This window comes from Haliscomenobacter sp., from assembly GCF_033763495.1.
In the GTDB taxonomy this organism is placed as follows: domain Bacteria; phylum Bacteroidota; class Bacteroidia; order Chitinophagales; family Saprospiraceae; genus Haliscomenobacter.
Genome location: NZ_JANRKL010000126.1, coordinates 1 through 22,553 on the forward strand (window position 1 = coordinate 1; position 22,553 = coordinate 22,553).

A 22,553-nucleotide genomic window follows, 5' to 3' on the forward strand; every position below is an offset into this window, starting at 1 on the left:
TTTGCCCAGTTTTTTTAAGACAAATCTTATACTAGCAAAGTAAACAAGAAGTTATGCAAGGAAAAGGACTGGTAAGGTTTTTCCTGATACTGATGACGATTGTCACACTTTTTCAGTTTCTGCTGACGATTCCTACGACGACTGTAGAGAAGAATGCTGAAGCCTATGCCCTCAAAGCAAAAGCCAAAGCAAAAGGAAACAAAGACGCCGCGTACAAAGCTGCACGCGCTGCTTATTTAGATTCCATGTCTACAGAAGTAGTCTTTGATCTCAAAGGACTGAAAAAGTACACCTATCAGGATTTGAAGGGTCAACAATTGGCGATGGGTTTGGACCTGAAAGGGGGGATGAGTGTGGTCTTACAAGTTGACTTGGAAGGTTTCATCCGTTCACTTGCCTCTAACCCGGGTAACCAGGAATTTGAGCGCGCTTTGAAAAAAGCCTCTCAAGACCAACGTCAAACCCAAGACAATTACGTAACGCTCTTCGCTAGAGCTTACGCTGAAATCAGTGGTAACAAGCCACTGGCAAACTTGTTTTCTCGCACGGATGCATTAAAGGATGACATCAAATCTGGTGATCCCAACCAAAAGGTCATCAATGTGCTACAGCAGAAAGCGGATCAAACTGCCGATTTGACTTTTCGCTTGTTGAAAGAACGGATCGACAAATTGGGCGTAACCGGACCAAACGTATCTCTGGATAACGCCCGGGCCTTGATCCTGGTGGAATTGCCGGGTATCGACAACCCTCAGCGTGCACGAGCCTTCTTGCAGGGTGCTGCCCGTTTGGAGTTCTGGAACATCTACCGTCTGAGCGATCCGATCAACCCAAATGCTACCACCAGCAAACAAATCATCGAAGGGTTTATTGGTGCAAACGAGGCTTTGGCTAAAACGCTGGGAACGGGAAAAACGCGCCCAGACACCATTGGTTTGGTAAAAGTTGATTCCTTGGGTAATGCATTGGCCAAAAGCAAGTGGAAATACGACAGCATCCGCCAGGTGCCTGCCGACAACCCACTGCTGGAACTGTTGCAAATCAACACCCAAGGTCAAGCACCAGCTTTAATGGGTTATGCTGAAAAGAACAAAAAAGCGGTAATCGATAGTTTTTTGGCACGGCCAGAAGCCATGGCGCAGTTCCCTCGCGACCTGACCTTTGCCTGGTCGAAAGATCCAATTACCGATCCTACCACGAAGAAACCAACCAATGTATACGAGTTGTACGCCATCAAAAAAGAGGGCAACCGTCTGGAAGCTCCTTTGAGTGGTGATAATGTGGTACAAGCCTACGCTGACTCTGACCAGAATACGGGCAAGATGATGGTGTCCCTGCGTATGGACGGCGAAGGTGCCAAAACCTGGGCGGCTATGACTACCAAAGCGGCCCAAGCCAGTAACCGGGAAATCGCCATTACTCTGGACGGCGAGGTAATTTCTTGCCCAGGTGTAAATGAACCGATCACAGGTGGTAGCTCTCAAATTTCGGGAAGCTTTACCTTGGAAGAAGCCAAAGACTTGGCCAACCTGCTGGAAGTAGGTAAACTGCCAGCTGAAACCCGTATCATTCAGGAATCCATCATTGGACCAACACTGGGGCAAGATAACATCAACAAAGGCTTCGGCACTTTGGTGATTACCTTCTTGGCCATTCTGGTCTTCATGGTGGCTTATTATGCTGGTGGTGGTGTAGTGGCTATTTTGGCCCTGATCATCAACATCTTCCTGTTGCTTGGTGCCATGGCATCTTTGGGTACCGTTTTGACGTTGCCAGGTATTGCTGGTATCGTGTTGACCATCGGTATGGCCGTTGACGCCAACGTAATCATTTACGAACGGATCAGGGAAGAATTGCGAGCGGGACTGGGATTGAAAGAATCGATCCAGGAAGGTTTCAAACACGCAGCCAACGCCATCATTGACGGTAACCTCACTACCTTTATTTCGGGTGTAGCCTTGGCCGTTTTTGGTCTGGGGCCGATCAAAGGTTTTGCGATCGTACTGATGTTGGGTATTGCAACAACCTTGTTTACGGGTATCCTCGTTACCCGGATGATGGTGGAATACTGGGTAGGCAAAGGCAATAAAATGACTTTCAGCTTCCCATGGTCTTCACACTTCCTGTTGGACCGGAATTACAACTGGATGGGATTCCGTCATATTTCCTATACTTTCTCAGGAATTGTAACGATCATTTGTATTCTAGCGGTTGCCATTCGTGGCTTCGACCTCGGTGTTGACTTTAAAGGAGGTTACTCCTACAACATCCAATTTGACTCCAAAGTCAATGTAGAATCCGAACAAGTCCGCGAGGCTTTGACTACGGAGTTTGGTGCAACGCCAGTGGTGAAAGCGGTAGACACCGAAAACACCTTCAACGTAGTGACCAGTTACCTGGTAGACAGCCAAGATGAAAAAGCGGGCGATCACGTAATCGAAAAGTTGTTCAACGGTGTCAATAAAATTGCCGGAGGTAATCTTGAACTGGACGCGTTTAAGGATTATGCCAGTACGGGCACCCACGTCACTAGCGCAAGTAAAGTAGGGCCAACCATTGCCGACGACATCCAGCGGAGTTCATGGAAAGCTTCTCTCTTCGGTTTGCTTGGTATTTTCTTGTACGTACTTTTGCGTTTCAACAAGATCAAGTATGGAGCTGGCGCGGTAATTGCGACGATCCACGACGTTGTCTTCGCAGTAGGTATGTTTGCCTTGTTCCACGGCATTTTGCCTTTCAACATGGAAATCGACCAGGCGTTTATCGCTTCGATTCTTACGCTGATTGGTTACTCGCTGAATGACACGGTGATCGTATTTGACCGGATCCGGGAATACATCCACAAGTTCCCGACCATGAAAAAGCATGAGTTGATCAATGCGGCCATCAACAGCACATTGACTCGTACCATCGTAACCTCTTCTACAGTGTTCCTGAGTGTATTGATTCTGTTCTTCTTCGGGGGTAACAGCATCAAAGGTTTTGCGTTCGCTATGTTGTTGGGGGTAATTTTTGGTACTTATTCCTCAATCTTCATTGCTGCTCCAATCGTAGCCGACTTGACCAAAGGCGACTACCTGGATGCAAAATTTGCTTCTAGCAGCACTACTGAAGAAGGTAAAGGCAAAGGCAGCAGCAAAGCTGTAGCTAAAGTGTAATTGAAAGTTTAATCTTTTGAATATACCGGACCGGTGGTTGAGTGCAAGCTTGGCTACCGGTTTTTTTGTTTTTAAGGCTTTGTAAGCTACCCGACCAATAAACTCTTCCACCCATTTCTGCGTTTTTGCTTATATTCCCGACATAAATCGACGTCATGAAGGCTATTTTTTCCATCAGTCTATCCCTTTTGTTTTTGCTGAGCGCATGTAGTGTAGCCAATCAGGTACGCGACGGCAAAACGGCCTACGAAGCCAAACAATACAAAGTAGCCACCGGGCTTTTGCAAAAAGAGTTCAACAAGGCCAAAACCCGATTGGAAAAAGGGAAAATTGCCTACATGATGGGGCTGTCGCTCAAGGCAATCCACCAACATGAGCAAGCCATCGATTGGTTTCAAAAAGCCTACGACAACCAGGCGGGTACCGACGCGCTGAAGGAAATGGCTCAAGCTCTGAAAATGGCGGGCCGCTATGCCGACGCCAAAGAAGCCTACAAAAACCTGGGCATTGAAATTGGTAGCCCCTATGAATACCGCAAGGAAATTGCGGCTTGTGACGTGGCGGAGGGCTGGAAAAAAATCAAAACGCCAGAATACAGCGTGGAGCCCGCTACATTCAATACAAAGTTCGCCGATTATGCGCCCGTTTTTTTCAAAGACCAATTGGTGATCAGTTCCGACCGCACAACTGCGACCGGGGACAAAAAAATCTACGCCTGGACGGGCAATGATTTCAGCGACCTCTTTGCTGTCAATACCCAAACGGGTGATGCCAACAATTTCAGTGCCGCGTTGAACACCCTGGCCAACGAAGGTACGGCTACCTTTAATGCCAATTTTACGGAGGTGTTTTTCACCCGCTGTACGGGCACCAAAAAAGAAGACCAGTTTTGTAAAATCATGTACAGTGTGTTCGATGGCACTTCCTGGATTGCTCCGGAACCGCTTAGCTTCCAAACGGCGGGAGTAAATTATGGCCAACCCTGTTTGTCCCCCAATGGCAAACAGCTCTACTTTTCGGCCAATCACCCCGATGGCTGGGGCGGACACGATATTTGGATGAGCGAACGTGTAGGCAGTGAATGGACCGAACCCAAACTCCTGCCCCGCTCGGTGAATACCCTGGGCAATGAGATGTTCCCCACCATGGACCACGATACCTTGTACTTCTCTTCCGACACCCACCCCGGGATGGGCGGTCTGGATATTTTTAAAACCTATCGCCTGAAAAACGGAGATTGGGCACCAGTATTTAACCTCAAGCCCCCTATCAACTCCATGGGTGACGATTTTGGCTTTTTGGTAGACTACCAGTCCAAACGCGACTCGGGCGTCACCAGCATCGGTTATTTGAGCTCTAACCGCAACGACGGACAAGGGAACGACGACATTTATACCTTTGAGCGTCGCTACGTTCCTCCTACTCCCCCACCCCCAGTAGCTGAACGCCCCAAGGAAGAGCCTAAAGCAAGGCTGATTCTGGATGGTTTTGTACTGGAAAAAATCTTCCAGGACGCCAATAACCCCAACAGTAAGGTACTTGGCCGCAAACCCCTGCCCGAATCCAAGGTAGACATCAAAATTGGCAATAAAACCGAAACGGTTACCGTGGATGCCGAAGGCCACTTCCGCGTCGAACTTTCTGAAAATCTAGATTACAACTTTCTGGCCTCGCACCAGGGCTACCTCAACAACTCGGCGAAGTTCTCAACCAAAGGCATCGCCAAGGATCCCAACAATCCAGAGCAGGTGTTTGAAATCGAGATCATCCTGGATAAAATCTACCTGGACAAGGAAATTCGCCTGGAAAACATCTATTACGATCTAGATAAGTGGGACATCCGCGCCGATGCCCAGCCTACCTTGGATAAACTGGCTGAGACTTTAAAGTTGAATCCAAAGGTTAAAATTCAATTGTCATCCCACACCGATTGTCGAGGCTCCAATGCTTATAACGAAACCTTGTCGCAAAAACGGGCACAATCTGCCGTGGATTACCTGATCAGCAAGGGAATCGAGGCGCAACGCCTGGAGGCTCGGGGCTATGGTGAAGGGGTGCCGGAGGCGACTTGTGCTTGTGCAACGTGTAGTGAGGATGAGCACCAGTTGAATAGACGGACGGCGTTTCGGGTGGTGGAGTGATGGGGGGCTCCTAAAATGGTAGGTTTGTCTCGAGAACTTTGCTTGTGTTTGTTAACACAAGCAAAGTTCTCGGTCTTTCAGCCATTTAGGGTGATTTAACGAATGCCCATCTAGCTGGTTTACATATATTCGGATACTTAAAGAATCATCCTACGATAGTTCATTAATAAAACTCAAAACAGCATTCTAACCCATTCACCATGCCCAACACCCTCACCCGCGCCCTCACCCCCCTCCACCTCTGGGCCATTGCCGTCGGCTTAGTCATCTCCGGCGAGTACTTTGGCTGGAACTATGGCTGGGAGGCAGCAGGCACCGTCGGCTTCCTCATTGCGACCTTGATTGTAACGATTATGTACCTGGCCTTCATTTTCAGTTTTACGGAGTTGACCACTTCCATTCCGCATTCAGGTGGGCCATATGAGTATGCGCGAAGGGCATTGGGGCCGATTGGGGGATTGGTTGCAGGTTTTGCGACGCTAGTGGAGTTTTTATTTGCCACACCCGCCATTGCCTATGCTTTGGGGAGTTACTTGCATTTTTTGTACCCAGGCTTCAATGTATTGTACACTGCAATAGGCTGTTACTTCATTTTTTCCCTGATTAATTTTTGGGGCATCAAGGAGTCGGCCATGTTTACACTGGGGGTCACTTTATTGGCGGTGGCGGAGTTGTTGTTGTTTATGGGTATTGTAGCGCCCCATTTCCGGATGGAGAACTTCATGCAGGACAGCATGCCGCATGGATATTTGGGCGTATTTGCCGCTTTACCCTTCGCCATTTGGTTTTATTTGGCCATTGAGGGGGTAGCGATGGTCGCGGAGGAGAGTAAAGACCCTAAGCGGACCATTCCACTCGGTTATATTTCGGGCATCGCTACGCTGGCTTTATTGGCCATCGGCGTCATGCTATTGACCGGGGGCATCACCGATTGGCACCGTTTGTCCACCATTGATTACCCTTTGCCTGAGGCCATTGGCATCGTAATGGGCAAGGACAGTGGTTTGACCAAATTGTTTGCGGGTATCGGATTGTTTGGCCTGGTGGCTTCCTTTCACAGCATCATTTTGGGGTATTCCAGGCAGTTGTTTGCCCTGGCTCGTGGCGGTTATTTGCCACGTAGCTTGGCCGGTATCCATCCTCGTTTTCATACGCCACACGTTGCCTTATTGGTGGGAGGTTTGATTGGAATTATTGCCGTATGTTCGGGAACTACCCAACAATTGATTATCCTCTCCGCTTTGGGTGCAGTGGTGATGTACGTGGTGAGTATGGTGAGTTTGTTTGTATTGCGTCGGAAAGAACCCAATTTGGAGCGGCCCTTTAAAGCCCCCCTCTACCCTATTTTACCGGCCATTGCTTTGATTTTGTCTTTGCTTTGCCTTGTAGCGATTGTAGTCTATAATTTTTGGCTGAGCGTACTGTTTTTTGCACTTTTGGGGGCGCTTTTGCTGCTATTTGTCGGAACAGGCTTGCATAAAAAAATAAGCTGATTTTGCGGAAGATTTTGTCTGAATGAAAAAAGCCCATCGGGCTATTGGGCACTTCGACTTCGCTCAGTGACCAATAATCCGATGGGCTTTTTTCATTCAGACAAAATCCCTACAAGGTTCCTTTTTTCATTTTATCCAGGGTATCCTGAAACATTTCTTTTTCCTCTGGGCTCGCTTTTTCCATAGCTTCCGTTTCAAATTTAATGGCTTCGGGTTTTCTGCCCAATTTGTACAACAAGTTGGCGTAAGTGTCCAGGAAATTGACATCCCGATCCAATTCCAGGGAGCGAGCTGACCATGCCAGTGCTTTGCTCAAGTCTGCTTTATCAGGCATGGACTCAAGGTATTTCATTGCCAGCTCATTCAGTTCGAGCGCGGTATTTCTACTTACCGTGTTTTTCATTTTTTCACGCATCAGTACAAACTGAGCGGAGGTGGTATCTTCACCTTCCAGTACGGCTTGTTTTTTGAATAAAGCCAGGCTTTCTGCGTCTTGTTTCTTCAATGCATCGCTGGACAGAGACATAAAACCATTGGCTTTTTGTTCCATCATCTTGCGTACCACACTGAGGTCTCCGGTTGCCTTTGCAAATTCAAATTCGTATTGGGCAATTTGTGCCTCCGCACCAGGGCCATCCGTTTCTTTGGATATTTGAATCAAACGATCCAGAATTTTGTGGTCTTTGGCCTGAACAGCCTTGCTGAACAAGTTATTCTTGAGTTTGCCCAACGCAGAATAGGCTGCTTGAACCGAGGCATTGGAATACTTGCCTGCTTCGCGCATGATACTTGCCAACAGTTGATAGGCGGGGCCATCCAGTTGAGTAAGGTTATCTGCGGCCAGTTTCACCACGGCTTCGGTTCCGCGTTCATTGGCAGGAACCAGGGCCAGGTACTCATTCAAAATCTTGGTGTTGTCTTTTCCCGATTCCTTGAGCTTGCCCACATAAGCTTGCATAAAGGCCTTATCTGTCTTTTTGGCTCCATAATTTTCATCGAACCAGGAAAGGGGTTTCATTCCCTCCAACAGTTTTGCCGCAGTTTCTGCTTCTTTCAACAATTCCTCTGGGGGGCGATAGCCCACCACACGGTGTACCACCTCTCCTTGTCCATTGATGAAGAGCATATTGGGATAGGCTCTTACTGCGTATTTGCGCGCAATGTTGATGCCTTCGCCTTTTTCAGCATCCAATTTGTAATTGACGAAACTCGCATTGAATCTGCTGCCAACTTGTGCATCTGAAAAAGTATTGCGGTCCAGCATTTTACAAGGGCCACACCAGGTGGTATACACATCCATAAAGATGAGCTTGTTTTCTGCCTTGGCTTTATCCAACATCGCCTGGAATTCGCCTTGCTGAAAGCTGATTCCTGCCGCATTTTCCTGGGCAATCAGGCCCACGCCCATCCCCAGCAACAAAACGAAAAATGCAAAACGATTCATAAATCCTCTTTTAGGGTTAAATATTTATACACAAGATTACAACATCTTTTGAAGTCATTTATTTCAATGTGCCGGAAAATTGAATATTTAGGCCCCAAACTGGCGTAAATGGTGATCCAGGTGTTTGCTCGTCAATTTGTCCCATTCTTCCGGAGTCATTTTTCCAAATAAGGGGTGTAACCCAGTCGTAATGGCGGCCGGGCCTTCACTTACCCAACGCTGGACATAAGCAAGCAACAAGCTTTGTTGTTCAGCAAAATCTCGCGGATCACTTTGAATAAAGGTGGGATCTGTTGGTAGGTTTTTTTCAAAATCTTTTCCCTGGGTGATGTATTTGTTCTTGATCATCTTCCCTAAAAAAAAGCCAAACCATCCTCGCTTGGGATTGGTTTCCCGAAAAGCTATTTTCATCGGTTGAATGCAGTGGGCCATCATTTGGGCAACATCCATTTTTCCCCACTGGCGTTGGGTCTCTGGTTTCAAGGATTGGATCCGATCAACGAATAGCTGATTGTCTTTAGGGTCAAAAAGGCTCATGGTGTTTTTTTAGGTGCAACAATGCAGTAAAGATAAAGAAAGAACTATTTTTTGTGTAAAAAAGTGCGAATCAACAACAAAACAAAAATCGGGAGAATTAAGCCGCCCAATAAAACGACCATAACTTTTTGAAAAAAGCCCGCAAAGGTAACGGTCAAAATCGCCGCTCCCGATAAGCCCAGAATGATTTTTTCCAACAGGAAGTACGATTGAAAAGTAAACACATTGACATACATGCTCACAAAAGCCAGGGCTCCAAAAGCTAAGGCAGCAGGGAAAGACCACGCCCCTAATAAACCGCCCAATGCCCCAAATCCAATGCCCAAAGTGCCCCACCACACGTTGGGAAATAGTTCATTCACTTTAGCCGGAACTTTGATCTCCGAGGTATCTGGTAGCAACAAAAATTTCAGGCTCTTCCACTCGTACAGCAAGGCCAAAATATTCAGGACTACGAAAACGGAATCTACATAAGGTGTACCTTTCCAGTTCTGGGAGATGGTCACCATCAAAATGCTGACATTCACGGGTACCAACATGATCAGTCCCAAGACCGAATAGCGCTGCGACATCACCATCATCCCAACCAAGACTTGAGAAAAAGCGATGAATTGGCCAAAGAGCTCCAGATCGTATTTTGCCAGTTCTTTGATCAACCAAGGCGGACCGATCAGTTGCCCAAATTGGCCATCCGTGAGTTTGCACAAGCCAGCCGAAGCAAAAATGTAGCCCAAAAATAGCCGAATGAGTAAGGCGTAAAAGTCTTTGGTTTTCATCAGGATCAGGATTTTGTAGTGGTGTTTGATGCAGCAAAATATTGTGCCACGCTTGTGTATAGAAAAAAACTAGATGAAGTCCTCCAATTTAAGGTCTAAACTTTTAGCTATCTTCGCTGAATAGTACCATTTTACCATGAAGACACTACGCTTGTTGTTCCTCAGCTTTGGCTTATGCCTGAGTTTATCGGCTCAGCCGCCCGCCTCTCATTTGTATGTATTCAATGTACAAAAAGTGGGCGACACCTTATTCCAATTTTCTGCACCCAAATTCCTTTCAGCCTTTAACTTGAAAGGATACAACAACCATCCTTTCTTTTTTAGCAACAACGAGTTGTACATCTCTTCCCAGTCGCCCAAGGAGAGCCAACCGGAATTGTATAGCCTCAACCTGAGCACAGGCGTGCGCAGCAGAGTTACGGATACACCAGATGGAGAATATTCCCCCAAGCCGATTGGTGATGGGCAAAACTTTTCGGCCGTACGGATGGAATTCACCCAGGGTGACACCTTGCAGCGCCTCTGGCAATTCCCCATCAATCGCTCCAGCAAAGGCCAACCCATTTGGACCGACATCGACAATGTGGGCTATTACCTCTGGCTTGGCCCCCGTGAGTTGTTGCTATTTTTGGTTGACAAACCCAACCAGTTGGCCAGGGTGGATGTGGGCAGTTCGCGCAAAGAGGTCATTGCCGTCAATCCGGGTCGCTGTATTCGCCGAATCACGGGTGTAGGGGCTTATTTTGTACAAAAAAACTCCAGTTTTAGCCAGCCTTGGAAAATCATGAAATGGGATCAACGGGCAGTTGGACGCAATCAGGTCAGTGAGGTCGTCAATACCTTGAACGGCAGTGAAGATTTTGCACTGATGAGCGACGGCTCCCTCATCATGGGCAATGGCCCGATTTTGTACCGCTACCGCCCAGGTGTGGATCGCAACTGGAAAAAAATGGCCGATTTCTCTTTTTACAACATCAAAAAAATAACCCGCATCGAAGTCAGTCCAGACAATGGGAAAATTGTGTTTGTGGGGCAGTGAAAGTAAAAATTCCAGCGGATATTGAAAACTTCGGAGAAGTGTTCGGCAGGATATGGCATAACTCCTTACCTACCACTCCGTGGGGCGCTCGTCGATCCCCCTATGCTCGCTGCGCGAGCGGGCTCGACGATCGCAGGTGCCTATAGCCTACTCCTGGTCAAGTAGGGGTAAGGTGTTTAAGGCGAGGTAGGCTCTAAAACCTGCGATCGTCGAGCTGACGTGCAGCGTCATTAAAAGATCGACGAGCGCCCCACGTAGTGGCTCGTAAAATGCTAAACTAAGTCTAAAAATAAAAGCCTCGAATGAAGGGGCTTCGCCTCCCTTTCATGAAACTAAGGAATGAAAATTTCTCCGAAGTTTTCAGGGGACATTCGCCAAATCAAAGACGATGAAAAAAGTAATCACACTACTCTTATGTAGCATTTGCGGACTACAATTGATGGGGCAATCAAACCCGATGTACGTCAAGTCCATTGCCCAGCACCGTAAAGCTTACCTGAGTGCGTTTAAAAACAGCCCAGAGTCACCTTTGGACAAAAAAGGGCTCAAAAAAGTGCAGTTTTTCCCGGCCGATGAGCGCTATTTTGTGCCCTGCCAGTTCAGCCTTACACCCGATGCCGAGCCATTTGAGCTGCCAACTTACAGCGGGGTGACCCGTCCTTATGTGCGTTATGGAATCGCCAAATTCAAACTTGATGGAGTGGAGCATCAACTCAGCATCTACCGCAGTTTGAGCAATACCTTACCCCAGTACCGGGATTACCTCTTTGTCCCCTTCAAAGACCTCAGCAATGGAGAAAGTACTTACGGTGGTGGTCGCTACCTTGATCTGCGGATCAAAGACATTGTCGACAACGAGTTGATGCTCGATTTCAACAAAGCCTACAATCCTTATTGTGCCTACAGCGATGGTTACGCCTGCCCCATTCCACCTGATGAAAACCACCTTCAAGTGAGCATATTGGTGGGGGAAAAGCAGTTTTTAGGCGAGAAGAAAAAATAATTAACCTGCCTTTGCACTTAGTGTCGCCAAATGATGCCGGGTATGGTAAACCGTAAAATAAATCATCTCCCTTGCTGTCATTTTGCCCAATAGTGGGTGTTTCCAAACCATCCACTCATCTGCCTTGCTTTCGGTCCAACGGGGAATGGCGTTTAGAGCTGCCTGTGTTGCCGCAACAAAATTTTGTTGCAAAGCAGTTCCGGTATACTGCCTCAGTTCCTTATCCGCAATGGATTGGCCAATGGTGGGATTGAGGGCTAATTTTTCCCGGTATTCTTTTACAATTTCATCATAGCTCCGCGAAGGGTGGTCACTAGGGATTAAACGTTCCTCCGGGCTGGAGAGGAGCATTCCCGTTCCATTGGTCGACATCGTCAGGTGGACCATTTCCTCACCAAAAGACCATTTTTCAGTAGGTTTGGCGTTGATTTTTTCATCGTTTACCTGGGTAAACAGGGCCTCAACTGCCGAAAAAGCTTCGGCTAAGGCTTGGTGTGCAGCATTGAGATCAGTCATCGATTTTAGGTTTATTGAACGATCGATCAACAAATGTACATTATTTTTGAACACTTGTTCAAAAAGCCACCTAAAATTTTTCCGGGCTGCACCTTACAAATTGAGCCAATACGTACATTTCAACACCAGAGCCCGGTTTTTATTGACATAAGTATCGGAATAATAGTTGTCGGTGTACACCAAAAAGATGTCCGATACGGGCCGGAAACGCCATTGTAATCTAGAATTGATGTTAAGGTTATTGCTTTGGTTGTTGTATTGAACAAAAGTAGTCCAAAACAAACTGCGCGAAAACGAGAGGTCTATTTTTGGCCCAACCAACAAAAAGTCGGCATCCGCATAAGGTTCAGGCAGGCGAATGCGATTGTAACTGAAATTAAGGCCAAAAATGCCGTAAGGCTGTTTTCTATAATTGATGGTTCCCTCCAGGTTCGCCCGCGAGCCATTAAAGTATTGCCCAATACGGCCACTTAAATCAAAATAAACCACCTTGCGGGCATCTGAAAGCGCCATAAACCGAAACAAGTTATTGGCAAAAGCATTACCTTCTTCCAATTTCAATCCACCTGAATTGGTAGGATCAAAGGCGTTAAACAAGTAAACATATTCGCGTCGCAATCTAAAATCGATGATGGTTGAGTTCCTAAAACGGAGTTTATACAAGATATTCAAATCCCAATCCGTCGTTCCATAAGTGTCATTGCCCAAGAAGTCGAAGTCGAACCCTGGTCCATGACTTTGTAATGCCCCCTTCTTGGGATAAAACTTCCAATTGACGGTTCCCGCAGCCCGGCGGTAATCTGTTCTACGGGCAAAGCCCACTTCTGGATTAAAATTAGCACCAACATCCTGAATCGTAAGAACAGCATCCCAGTTCAAGGCATTGTAATTGATCATGGCCGAGCTGGCACCATTTTTCCCTTGGTTTAAGGCTGGATCAAAACTGCGGTGGTGGAAAAATTTGCCCGTCCACTTATTGTCGTTGGAAGCCAGGTTGTAATCAATACCCACTACCCGGTTGAAATCGTAACTGGCGGTCTCCAGGAGTCGGTCTCGAAAAGGCTGTTTGTTGATGGCAATGATGCCAATGTTAGAACGAGAAAACACCTTGCGTTGCAGTACCCCAACGGTATAATTGGTAGAAGGTTGGCTGATGTCATAATCCCGCGCCGTTTGCATGCTCAGGAGGCCCATCCTCCAGTTTTTATCCAACTTCCCACTCAAGCGAGCCCCAAAATAAATCGGGTTTTGTACATTCAAATCCGTAGTAGTATCCTTGGCGATTCCTATCCGACGCGAGAAAAAAGGACGTAAATTTTGTGAGCCAAAGCTGCCAAACAGGTCGGCGTTTTCGAGAAAAAACTGCCGGCGTTCTGGAAAAAAAATCTCAAAACGATCCAGGTTGGCCACCTGTTGATCGACCTCTACCTGGGAAAAATCAGGGTTTACGGTCAAATCCAAATTCAGCGCTGGACCAACTGCAATTTTAGCATCCCCACCAATGTTGGAACCTCGTTCAAAAACCTTTTGGTCGACTCGATCCTCCTGGTAATTCACCAGGGTATAAGGTATAAGTGAAATGTTCGCTCCAGGTTTTTTGAGGGGCTGATCAAAAGCCATCACGCCGTGATAAGCCAGGTTGATGATGGGGTATTGCCGGGGCACCTTGGGCCAACTCGAACGCTCCGGGCCGTCACTGCTGATCCGGTAAAATTTGGCATTCCAAAACTGGCTGCTCTCTTTGTAACGCAGGGTTTTAAAGGGAATGGCCATTTCGGCAATCCAGTAACCTTTATATTGTTTTGCCCCCGCAAACCACTTGTTGTCCCAGGCTTGATCCAAATCCATGGGGCCATTTGCACCATTGGTCAGCAAGCCCTCGCGCTGTACGCCAAAGGGATTGACCCCAAATTGGAACGCGTTGGTTTCATCCTGAAAAGGATCGAGGGTAAAAGTAACCGCGTCGTTGGCTTCACCCCGAAAATCGCGGCGAAGCGAAGGGGTAACGTAAGCCCCCATCACATCGGGCACCCGATTTTTGGCGATGGCCAGATAATAGATGAAATTGTCATCGTACAACAAACGCACTTCGGTTGGATTCCAGGCCCGGGAGGTATCCATCGGGAAGTATTGCCAAAAGTCGCTTGCAATGGCTGCATTGGCCCAGGCATCATCTAGTACGCCATCTATTTTGATAGGGGTAGAAGTTCTGTTTACCCGAATGGTATCGTGCTGCTCTTGCGCAATCGCGGGCAATCCCAAGCAAAGGGTGATGACGACAAGGGAAATGACAAATTTCATGGTGTGTTTACGTTTGGGTTCCAGATGGCAAATAAAATGATATTTGTCGGGAACTTTTCATTGGAGTCGCCAAAAGGAGGGGATTGTGGATAGAAAGCGGATGAGGGGGGACGAGTGAAAAAAATAACCTGGTTCTAAAATCAATTGCCTATTTTCATCCGATTCAAAACCAAATTAGACAAGGAATGCTCACTTGGGAAGAATTTGAAAAAGTAGAAATGCGCGTTGGCACCATCCTCGAAGTACGGGATTTTGAAAAAGCCCGCAATCCTGCTTATCAACTCACGATTGATTTTGGAGAACTGGGCATCAAACGCAGCTCCGCCCAAATCACGGTGCTGTACCAAAAGGAAGACCTGATTGGCAAACAAGTCATCGCTGTGGTCAATTTTCCGGTCAAACAAATCGCCAATTTCTTTTCGGAGTGTTTGGTGCTGGGTTTGATTGGTGGCGATAAAACCATTACTTTGTTGCAACCGGAACGGCCTGTGCCTAACGGTTTGCGCGTTGCTTGATTTTTTCACCACCTTAGAAACCTGAGGCACCAAAGACACACCTTAGATTTAACTATTCCTGAGGTGTCCCTTTAGTGCCTCAGGTTTCTAAGGTGGTGAAAAAGCACCCGCAGCGAAGCTGCCTACCCTATTTTTCGACTCATTCAACCCTTCATCCATGCGCCTTAACCTTTACCTCTTTTGCCTCTTGTTCCTGGCTTTAACCGCCTGTAAGCAGCAACCAACCTTCACTGGCTATTCCATCCAAAAATCCACCCTGGCCGATAGTGCCATCGTCAGCACTGCCCATCCTTTAGCCTCGGAAGTAGGCCTGGCAGTACTCAAAGATGGGGGCAACGCCATCGATGCAGCAGTGGCAGTCCATTTGGCCCTGGCAGTAGTATACCCAGCTGCAGGCAATATTGGTGGTGGTGGCTTTTTGGTCTACCGCAGTGGCGATGGTAAGGAGATAGCCTCCCTGGATTTTCGGGAAAAGGCCCCCGCCAAAGCCCATCGCGACATGTACCTGGATGCAGAAGGCAATGTCATCAACGGCAAAAGTATCGAAGGGCACCTGGCCGCTGGTGTGCCGGGTAGTGTAGAGGGTTGTTGGCAAATGTTTCAGAAGTATTCCAAACTCAAGGATTGGAAGCGTTTGGTTCAGCCTGCCATTGACCTGGCTGCAAAAGGTTTTCACATCACCGCAGCCGAAGCATCCGGTTTAAATGAGAATCGGAAAAGTTTCATCAAAAACAATACCCAGGCTTGCGCTTTTATCAAAACAGACAGTACTCAAAAGTGGAAAGCTGGCGACCTGTTGATCCAAACCGAACTGGCTACAACCCTACAACGCATCCGCGATCAGGGACGCGATGGTTTTTACAAAGGCAAAACTGCTGATTTGGTTGCAGCAGAAATGCAGCGTGGTGGTGGTTGGATTACGGCTCAGGATATGGCTGATTATCATGCCGTTTGGCGCAAGCCCATGTTGGGCAAATACCGGGGTTATGACTTGATTTCCATGCCGCCGCCCTCTAGTGGAGGTATTGCACTGTTTCAGCTGTTGGGCATGGTAGAGCCCTATGATTTGGGTAAAATGGGCTTCCATTCCCCCGAGCACATTCACCTCTTCACCGAAGCTGAACGCCGGGTGTACGCCGATCGGGCCAAACACTTGGGCGATGCGGATTTTTATGGTGTTCCAATCGCCAATTTGCTGGACAGCCAGTACATCCAAGCGCGGTTTGCCAATTTTGACCCCAACAAAGCCACACCCAGCAAGGCCATCGAAGGAGGGGAATTTACGGGGAAAGAAAGCAAACAAACCACTCATTACAGCATTGTCGATGCAGAAGGAAACGCGGTTGCCATCACTACGACACTGAATGGTGGTTACGGGGCATTAACCGTAGTCGGCGGAGCTGGATTTTTGCTCAACAATGAAATGGACGATTTTAGTGCCAAACCAGGGGTACCCAACCTCTATGGTGCCATCGGCGGCGACGCCAACGCAATTATGCCCGGCAAACGGCCATTGAGCAGCATGACTCCGACCATAGTTACCAAAGATGGAAAGCTCTGCATGGTAGTAGGTACTCCCGGCGGTACCACAATCATAACCTCCGTTTTTCAGGTCATCACCAATGTCATCGACTTCAAAATGAACATGACCGATGCAACACATTCCAAACGTTTTCACAGTCAATGGTCCCCAGATGAGTTGTACCTAGAAAAGGGTGCAGCGAATGAGGCAACACGTAAAAAACTCCGGGAAATGGGGCATAAAATCGTGGAATGGTCGGGCATTGGCCTGGTTGAATCGATCTTGGTCAGGAAGGATGGAAAGCTGGAAGGTGTAGCCGACAATCGGGCTGAGGATGATACGGTGCTGGGGTATTGAGCCCAGCACCATTGTGGTTTGAGTTTTTGGTTTTTGAACCTTGTTTGGTCTTGTGCAGTTCCTGTATAGCATTGGAATTTGAGTTTATCTTTATCTTTGGTTCCGTCAAAATCAAAACGTGAGCGAAAAAACCACCATCCTTTCCACCATCCGCAACTACGGAAGCCGCTTGTTCCGCTTCATCCGTGGGCGGGTACGTACGGAGGAAGAGGCCGAGGACATTCTCCAGGATGTGTGGGTACAACTTAGCCGTCTCAGCAACCTGGACGAAATTGAAAGCCTCAGTGGCTGGCTCTACCAGGTAGCGCGCAATCGCATCACCGATACCTACCGCCAAAAGGGAACCGAATCCCTGGACGACCTGAGTTACGAAGACGAAGAGGGCAACCTCAACGTCAAAGAAATCCTGCTCTCGGACAGCCATTCTCCCGAAGACGAATTTTTTAAAGAAGTCTTCTGGCAAACCCTCATGAGTGCCCTCGATGAATTGCCCGAAAACCAACGCCAGGTTTTTGTGTGGAATGAATTGGAAGACCTGACCTTGCAAGAAATTGCCGACAACACCCAGGAAAATTTAAAAACCATCATCTCGCGCAAGCGCTACGCGGTGCAACACCTGCGCCAACGCCTCCAGGCCTTGTACGATGAACTCAATAACGATTAAGCCATGAGACCATACTGGAAAAGAAAAATAGGGTTCTTCATCCTCGCCTTCCCGCTGTTCTTCATGCTGATGGGCTATGTAGTGATGTTGTTGTGGAATTACACCCTGGCGGAAATCACTCCCCTCCAACGCATCAACTTTTGGCAAGCCGTAGGGCTGCTCATCCTCTGCCGTATCCTCTTTGGTGGTTTTCGTTTCAGTGGCCCCAAAGGTCGTGGCGGTGGCCCAAACCACCCCAAAGCCCAACAATGGCGTGAAAAATGGATGGACATGAGCGACGAGGAGCGTGAACGCTTCAAATCCGAGTGGAAAAAACGTTGTCAACCACCAAAATAGGGTGTGTTGGGGCAGTCCTTTGTGGCTGCCCAATACCCTAAAGATACCGCCAACCCACGGATAATGAAGTTTTTAGAAAAAACCGTTCTTTAGGCTCTGGCGATTGAATTGCCTCCAGCTTTAGCTGGTGGAACAATGGCCAGAACTAGAATGGGCTTTAGCCCAAAACTCAATTTTGCACATGGGGCTAAAGCCCAAAACCAGAGTGCGCTGCTTATCCACCAGCTAAAGCTGGAGGCAATTCATGCGCTTCGAGCCTAGAATTTGAGATCGGTTATTTCAAAAAACTTCATTAGCCGTGGGAGGCCACCCCACCGCCCCAACCCACGAATTTATTCGTGGGTCAAAAAACTGACAATCATACACTTAAAAAAAATCTTAAAAAAACTCCACTTTTTTTAAAGTAATTTTCCCGCCTCCCCGTCTACCCAAATGTGACGAGAAATCACTGATTGTTAAATCTCAAAATACAAAGAAATGAAAGTGCTGTTTTTTGCACCAGCCCTGCTATTGTTCATGGGCTTGTGGCTGGTACCCTTTTTCCTGTTCAAAGCCTTTTTGATGTTTTTCATCTTTGGGGCCATCTTCAAATTCGTGATGCGGCGCAAGTGGCGTCGGCATTTTTGGGGCCACCACGTACCCGCTTTTGCCGACCGCATCCGCAGCATGAGCGATGAAGAATACGAGGCATTCCGCCACAAATTCAGCCGGGGTTGTGGAGCCAGAAAAGTAGAAATCCAGGACGACAACAGACCTTTGTACAACGACCGGGATTTGGTATAACATCGTATGCCGGGCACCCACGCGCGGATGCCCCTACATGAGTGCCCATTCTATCCACCAATTGTTTTCCATTTAGGGCGACCATCTGGGTCGCACCAATCATTCCATATCAATTATTCATCAGGGCGGCCGTGGTGGTCGCCCCCTTTAAATCTATTCATTATGCATTGGCAACACGCAATGGCCAAGTGGGCAAACTGTGCCCCAAAACATCAACATCATGGTCGTCATCAAGGCCGTCACCACTACGGTGGAGGCGTGCACCGCCGGCCCAAGTACAACATTCCAGCCAACGTAGCGGAAACGGATACCTACTACGAAATCCATCTCTACGCCCTCGGCTACGACAAGGCTAACATTAGCATCACGGTAGTCGATGATGTACTGTATGTAAGTGGTACTCGTGAAATTCCGGAGGATTATCGGCCGAACTTTATCCGTCAGGAGTTTCCGATCAAGTCTTTTGAAAAGGTCTTCCATTTGAACGAAGAGATCGAAACGGAAGGGATTGTAGCGAAGCAGGAGGAAGGTGTACTGATCATTACGCTACCCAAAAAGCCAGAGGCGCAACGGGTGGAGCGGAATGTGGATATCGTGTAGGGGAACCCCTCGCTGTGCGACCGTGAATGGTCGTGTATCCTGTGGGCGGCCATTTCAGTCGCAATTGTATCCTGTGGGCGACCGTGAAGGTCGCCCCTACAATATTTCCAAACCCAATCCCGCCTTTTCATTCGGCCACATGTACCCATCCTCCAACACAAATCCCCCTTTCACCACATCCTGCGCCAAATCAAAACTGCCATCCAAATCGATGTACTTCGTATGCGGCTGGGCAAAAGCCACGTGCAGCGCAGCCGTGATGCTCACAATGCTCTCATCGTTACAGCCCCACATCAGGTCGATGCCAGCGGATTGCGCAACGTTGGCAATTTCATGGGCCGCCTGAATGCCCCCACATTTCATCAATTTGATGTTGAAAATCCCGCAGGTGCGATCGGGAGTGAGCAATTGTAGGGCGGAAGGCAATTGCAGCAAACTCTCGTCGGCAGCGATTTGGTCGCGCATATCGGCAGGAAGGCCGCTCAGCAACTGCATGTCACTCACTTTGACGGGTTGTTCTACCAGTTCGATGTGCAGCGACTCCGTCAAAGCGTCAAACAGCAATAAATCTTTATAGGAATAGCCTTGATTGGGGTCAACTCGGATGCCGATGAGGTAACCGAAACGCTCGCGCAGTTTGACCAGGCGTTCGATGTCCAGTTGCAGATTTTGCCCCAGTTTGACTTTTAATATTTTGAACCCCGCTTCTACAAACTCCTGCGCATCCGCCAGGGTACCTTCCACATCCTTGATCCCAATGGTCACCGAAGTAGGCAATTTTTCGACCCTGCGGCCCAGAAAATCCACCACCGACATCCCGATCGATTGGCAAAAAGCATCGTGCAAAGCCATGTCAAATGCGGCCAAGGCAGCAGGATATTTCCCGAAGGTATCCCGAAACCATTTGATGTATACCTGAAACAACTCGATGGGTTTGCCTTCCAGCATTTTGATGGGTTCGGATTGCAATACAGCCAAGGTATGTTCCAGGGTTTCGCCCGTCACATAATCCATCGGGCACCCAGCTCCGATGCCCCGAATGCCGTTTTCCAACTCAATCAAAATGAATGCATTTTCAACCTCGGTAGTCGTATGGTAGGCTATAGTATAAGGTCGGGAGAGGGCCAGATTTTGCCGCCAGACCTCGATGGATTTGATGTTCATGTTGCTTGGTTTTCTCTATTCTACATAGTCGGATGATCCACAAAATAGAAAGATTCTTGTTTTTTTTTTCAAAAAAGAAAACATTGATCGGCATTGATTAAATTCAAGGCCATTTTACCACTGGAAACGAATTTTTCATTTCCTCTTTTCACCAAAAATCCATCGCAATGAAAAAAATCCTGATTCTCCTGACTGTCCTGATCACCACCTTTTCCTGCCAGCAAAAACCCAAAGAAGCACCACCGCGAAATGTCAAAAAATATAGCATTGAGCAGTTTTATGCCAACAAAGGCATCGGCGGGGGCTTCTTTTCTCCTGATGAAAGTAAGCTACTGGTCCACAGCAACGAAACGGGCATTTTCAACCTGTATGAAATCAATCTGGCCGACCAGACTATGAATGCCCTGACCAAATCAACTACCGAATCCATCTTCGCCGTGGATTATGTACCCGGCACCAACGACCTCATTTACTCCGCCGACAAAGGTGGGAACGAAATTGACCACCTCTACCTGCGCAAAGCCGATGGCAGTGTGCAAGATCTCACTCCCGCGCCCAAAGAAAAAGCCAGCTTTTTTGGCTGGAGCCTCGATAAAAAAACGATGTATTACACTTCCAACAAGCGGGACGAGCGTTTTTTTGACCTCTATAAAATGAGCATTGGCGATTGGAAGGCCAGCATGATGTACCAAAACAACGAAGGGTACGACCTGGCCGGGCTCTCCTGGGATGAAAAATACGTTGCCCTCAACAAAAGCATCACCACCAGCGAAAATCAGTTGTTCCTTTACGAATTGGGAAGCAAAAAAATGACCGAGATCTCGGAAAAGGGAAAAAAAGGCATCTATGGAGGTTCCGGCTTCAGCAAAGACGGCAAAACCTTTTACTACCTCTCCAATGCCAGCAAGGAGTTTCAGTCCCTCGAAGCCTACAACCTGGCGGATGGCAAACGCAAGGAGGTTTTTGCCACCAATTGGGACGTCATGTATGCCTACGATTCCGAAAATGAAAAGTACCGCGTAATTGCCATCAATGCAGATGGCAAAAATGAGTTAAAAGTTATTGACAATAAAAGTGGTAAAGAAGTGGATTTGCCTGAAATCCCGGATGGCGACGTGACCTCCGTAAGCATCTCCCCTAGCGAAAATAAAATGCGGCTTACGGTTGGCACCTCCAAAGCTCCTTCAAACCTTTACCTCTATGATTTCCAAACCAAGGAGCTGAAAAAATTAACCGAAACCTTGAACAAGGAAATCAATCCCGAAGATTTGGTGGCTGCGGAGGTTGTACGTTACAAATCCTTCGACGGGCTGGACATTCCCGCTATTTATTACAAGCCCCAGCAAGCTTCGGCGCAAAATAAAGTTCCCGCCCTGGTTTGGGTACATGGTGGACCTGGCGGGCAATCCAGGGTAGGTTATTTCCCGCTGATCCAATTTTTGGTAAACCATGGTTACGCTGTCCTGGCCGTCAACAACCGGGGCAGTAGTGGTTATGGCCAAAAATTTTACCAAATGGACGACCTCAACCATGGGGAAAAAGACCTGCAAGATTGTGTGTGGGGCAAAAAATACCTACAAAGTCTGCCTTATGTCGATCCTGAAAAAATCGGTATCATTGGTGGTTCTTACGGCGGATACATGACCATGGCAGCGATGACCTTTACACCCGATGAGTTCAAAGTTGGGGTCGATATCTTTGGAGTGACCAACTGGCTGCGCACCCTCAAATCCATTCCACCTTATTGGGAGTCCTTCCGCAGTGCCTTGTACGCCGAGTTGGGTGATCCCTTTAGTGCTGACTCCGTGCGCTTGCACAAAATATCGCCCTTGTTCCACACCGAACAGGTCAAACACCCCATCATGGTGCTCCAGGGTGCCAACGACCCCCGCGTTTTGCAGGTCGAGTCGGATGAAATTGTGGCCGGGGTAAAGAAAAACAAAGTCCCCGTTGAATACATTGTTTTCCCGGATGAGGGTCATGGTTTTGTAAAAAAGGAAAATGAGATCAAAGGCTACGGCGCAGTGCTGAAGTTTTTGGATAAGTATTTGAAGGAGGAAAAAGAAATGAAAAACTAGTTTAGTTGAGAAGTTGAGGAGTTGAGAAGTTGAGGGCTACCACAGCGATTTTAACACCGGTTTTGTCAAAGCCTCTGCGGTAGCCCTCAACTTCTCAGCTTCTCAACTTTTCAACCTATAAATTCC

18 protein-coding genes are annotated in these 22,553 nt (G+C 47.8%); 12 read left to right on the forward strand and 6 right to left on the reverse strand.

Features of this window, described 5'->3' with window-relative positions; translation table 11 throughout:
- The first annotated feature begins 53 nt into the window (after positions 1 to 53).
- The 3 genes from secDF to eat all read left to right on the forward strand — a co-directional run bounded on the left by secDF (position 54) and on the right by eat (position 6,792).
- Complete coding sequence (gene secDF / locus SFV55_RS13170) at positions 54 to 3,158, forward strand: protein translocase subunit SecDF (RefSeq protein WP_320029973.1); 3,105 nt, start codon at positions 54 to 56, stop codon at positions 3,156 to 3,158.
- 155 nt (positions 3,159 to 3,313) lie between these two features.
- A complete protein-coding gene (locus SFV55_RS13175; RefSeq protein ID WP_320029974.1) occupies positions 3,314 to 5,299 on the forward strand; it encodes an OmpA family protein in 1,986 nt (661 codons plus the stop codon).
- Positions 5,300 to 5,499: 200 nt separating this feature from the next.
- Positions 5,500 to 6,792 (forward strand): ethanolamine permease, encoded by a 1,293-nt coding sequence (gene eat, locus SFV55_RS13180; RefSeq protein ID WP_320029975.1) that lies wholly within the window; start codon positions 5,500 to 5,502, stop codon positions 6,790 to 6,792.
- A gap of 109 nt (positions 6,793 to 6,901) precedes the next feature.
- On the opposite strand, the gene SFV55_RS13185 is transcribed toward eat, so the two are convergent.
- From SFV55_RS13185 to SFV55_RS13195, 3 genes are all read right to left on the reverse strand, one after another.
- The gene (locus SFV55_RS13185) at positions 6,902 to 8,236 is read right to left on the reverse strand and encodes a thioredoxin family protein (RefSeq protein ID WP_320029976.1); all 1,335 of its coding nucleotides are present in this window, start codon (positions 8,234 to 8,236) and stop codon (positions 6,902 to 6,904) included.
- A gap of 87 nt (positions 8,237 to 8,323) precedes the next feature.
- Entirely contained in the window at positions 8,324 to 8,773 is a 450-nt protein-coding gene (locus SFV55_RS13190; RefSeq protein WP_320029977.1) for a DUF1569 domain-containing protein, read from the reverse strand.
- Positions 8,774 to 8,817: 44 nt separating this feature from the next.
- A complete protein-coding gene (locus SFV55_RS13195; RefSeq protein WP_320029978.1) occupies positions 8,818 to 9,549 on the reverse strand; it encodes a hypothetical protein in 732 nt (243 codons plus the stop codon).
- 136 nt (positions 9,550 to 9,685) lie between these two features.
- On the opposite strand from SFV55_RS13195, the gene SFV55_RS13200 reads away from it, so the two are divergent.
- Both SFV55_RS13200 and SFV55_RS13205 read left to right on the forward strand, forming a co-directional pair.
- Positions 9,686 to 10,588: a hypothetical protein gene (locus SFV55_RS13200; protein WP_320029979.1), complete on the forward strand. Its 903-nt coding sequence runs from the start codon at positions 9,686 to 9,688 to the stop codon at positions 10,586 to 10,588.
- Positions 10,589 to 10,976: 388 nt separating this feature from the next.
- Positions 10,977 to 11,591 (forward strand): DUF1684 domain-containing protein, encoded by a 615-nt coding sequence (locus SFV55_RS13205; protein ID WP_320029980.1) that lies wholly within the window; start codon positions 10,977 to 10,979, stop codon positions 11,589 to 11,591.
- Here SFV55_RS13205 and SFV55_RS13210 read toward each other — a convergent pair whose 3' ends face one another.
- Positions 11,592 to 12,107 (reverse strand): DinB family protein, encoded by a 516-nt coding sequence (locus SFV55_RS13210; RefSeq protein ID WP_320029981.1) that lies wholly within the window; start codon positions 12,105 to 12,107, stop codon positions 11,592 to 11,594. It abuts the gene before it with no gap.
- A gap of 93 nt (positions 12,108 to 12,200) precedes the next feature.
- Complete coding sequence (locus SFV55_RS13215) at positions 12,201 to 14,408, reverse strand: DUF5916 domain-containing protein (protein ID WP_320029982.1); 2,208 nt, start codon at positions 14,406 to 14,408, stop codon at positions 12,201 to 12,203.
- A 185-nt stretch (positions 14,409 to 14,593) separates the two neighbouring features.
- Here SFV55_RS13215 and SFV55_RS13220 point away from each other — a divergent pair, with 185 nt between their 5' ends.
- From SFV55_RS13220 to SFV55_RS13245, 6 genes are all read left to right on the forward strand, one after another.
- Positions 14,594 to 14,923, forward strand: coding sequence for a tRNA-binding protein (locus SFV55_RS13220; RefSeq protein ID WP_320029983.1), 330 nt, complete (start codon positions 14,594 to 14,596; stop codon positions 14,921 to 14,923).
- Positions 14,924 to 15,080: 157 nt separating this feature from the next.
- Positions 15,081 to 16,802: a gamma-glutamyltransferase gene (gene ggt, locus SFV55_RS13225; RefSeq protein ID WP_320029984.1), complete on the forward strand. Its 1,722-nt coding sequence runs from the start codon at positions 15,081 to 15,083 to the stop codon at positions 16,800 to 16,802.
- 118 nt (positions 16,803 to 16,920) lie between these two features.
- Positions 16,921 to 17,466 (forward strand): sigma-70 family RNA polymerase sigma factor, encoded by a 546-nt coding sequence (locus SFV55_RS13230; protein WP_320029985.1) that lies wholly within the window; start codon positions 16,921 to 16,923, stop codon positions 17,464 to 17,466.
- Between the two features lie 3 nt (positions 17,467 to 17,469).
- Complete coding sequence (locus tag SFV55_RS13235) at positions 17,470 to 17,802, forward strand: hypothetical protein (RefSeq protein ID WP_320029986.1); 333 nt, start codon at positions 17,470 to 17,472, stop codon at positions 17,800 to 17,802.
- Between the two features lie 477 nt (positions 17,803 to 18,279).
- Positions 18,280 to 18,585: a hypothetical protein gene (locus tag SFV55_RS13240; RefSeq protein WP_320029987.1), complete on the forward strand. Its 306-nt coding sequence runs from the start codon at positions 18,280 to 18,282 to the stop codon at positions 18,583 to 18,585.
- A 162-nt stretch (positions 18,586 to 18,747) separates the two neighbouring features.
- Positions 18,748 to 19,185, forward strand: coding sequence for an Hsp20/alpha crystallin family protein (locus tag SFV55_RS13245; protein ID WP_320029988.1), 438 nt, complete (start codon positions 18,748 to 18,750; stop codon positions 19,183 to 19,185).
- 96 nt (positions 19,186 to 19,281) lie between these two features.
- On the opposite strand, the gene SFV55_RS13250 is transcribed toward SFV55_RS13245, so the two are convergent.
- Positions 19,282 to 20,349 (reverse strand): dipeptide epimerase, encoded by a 1,068-nt coding sequence (locus tag SFV55_RS13250; protein ID WP_320029989.1) that lies wholly within the window; start codon positions 20,347 to 20,349, stop codon positions 19,282 to 19,284.
- 167 nt (positions 20,350 to 20,516) lie between these two features.
- Here SFV55_RS13250 and SFV55_RS13255 point away from each other — a divergent pair, with 167 nt between their 5' ends.
- A complete protein-coding gene (locus tag SFV55_RS13255; protein ID WP_320029990.1) occupies positions 20,517 to 22,427 on the forward strand; it encodes a S9 family peptidase in 1,911 nt (636 codons plus the stop codon).
- Positions 22,428 to 22,553: the final 126 nt, after the last annotated feature.

Excerpts from the sequence above, each read along its gene's own strand:
- SFV55_RS13210 (WP_320029981.1), bottom strand. The coding sequence starts at position 12,107 with ATGACTGATCTCAATGCTGCACACCAAGCCTTAGCCGAAGCTTTTTCG.
- ggt (WP_320029984.1), top strand. The coding sequence starts at position 15,081 with ATGCGCCTTAACCTTTACCTCTTTTGCCTCTTGTTCCTGGCTTTAACC.
- SFV55_RS13190 (WP_320029977.1), bottom strand. The coding sequence starts at position 8,773 with ATGAGCCTTTTTGACCCTAAAGACAATCAGCTATTCGTTGATCGGATC.
- SFV55_RS13205 (WP_320029980.1), top strand. The coding sequence starts at position 10,977 with ATGAAAAAAGTAATCACACTACTCTTATGTAGCATTTGCGGACTACAA.
- secDF (WP_320029973.1), top strand. The coding sequence starts at position 54 with ATGCAAGGAAAAGGACTGGTAAGGTTTTTCCTGATACTGATGACGATT.
- SFV55_RS13185 (WP_320029976.1), bottom strand. The coding sequence starts at position 8,236 with ATGAATCGTTTTGCATTTTTCGTTTTGTTGCTGGGGATGGGCGTGGGC.
- SFV55_RS13175 (WP_320029974.1), top strand. The coding sequence starts at position 3,314 with ATGAAGGCTATTTTTTCCATCAGTCTATCCCTTTTGTTTTTGCTGAGC.
- SFV55_RS13255 (WP_320029990.1), top strand. The coding sequence starts at position 20,517 with ATGAAAAAAATCCTGATTCTCCTGACTGTCCTGATCACCACCTTTTCC.
- SFV55_RS13220 (WP_320029983.1), top strand. The coding sequence starts at position 14,594 with ATGCTCACTTGGGAAGAATTTGAAAAAGTAGAAATGCGCGTTGGCACC.
- SFV55_RS13215 (WP_320029982.1), bottom strand. The coding sequence starts at position 14,408 with ATGAAATTTGTCATTTCCCTTGTCGTCATCACCCTTTGCTTGGGATTG.
- eat (WP_320029975.1), top strand. The coding sequence starts at position 5,500 with ATGCCCAACACCCTCACCCGCGCCCTCACCCCCCTCCACCTCTGGGCC.
- SFV55_RS13200 (WP_320029979.1), top strand. The coding sequence starts at position 9,686 with ATGAAGACACTACGCTTGTTGTTCCTCAGCTTTGGCTTATGCCTGAGT.
- SFV55_RS13235 (WP_320029986.1), top strand. The coding sequence starts at position 17,470 with ATGAGACCATACTGGAAAAGAAAAATAGGGTTCTTCATCCTCGCCTTC.
- SFV55_RS13245 (WP_320029988.1), top strand. The coding sequence starts at position 18,748 with ATGCATTGGCAACACGCAATGGCCAAGTGGGCAAACTGTGCCCCAAAA.
- SFV55_RS13240 (WP_320029987.1), top strand. The coding sequence starts at position 18,280 with ATGAAAGTGCTGTTTTTTGCACCAGCCCTGCTATTGTTCATGGGCTTG.
- SFV55_RS13195 (WP_320029978.1), bottom strand. The coding sequence starts at position 9,549 with ATGAAAACCAAAGACTTTTACGCCTTACTCATTCGGCTATTTTTGGGC.
- SFV55_RS13250 (WP_320029989.1), bottom strand. The coding sequence starts at position 20,349 with ATGAACATCAAATCCATCGAGGTCTGGCGGCAAAATCTGGCCCTCTCC.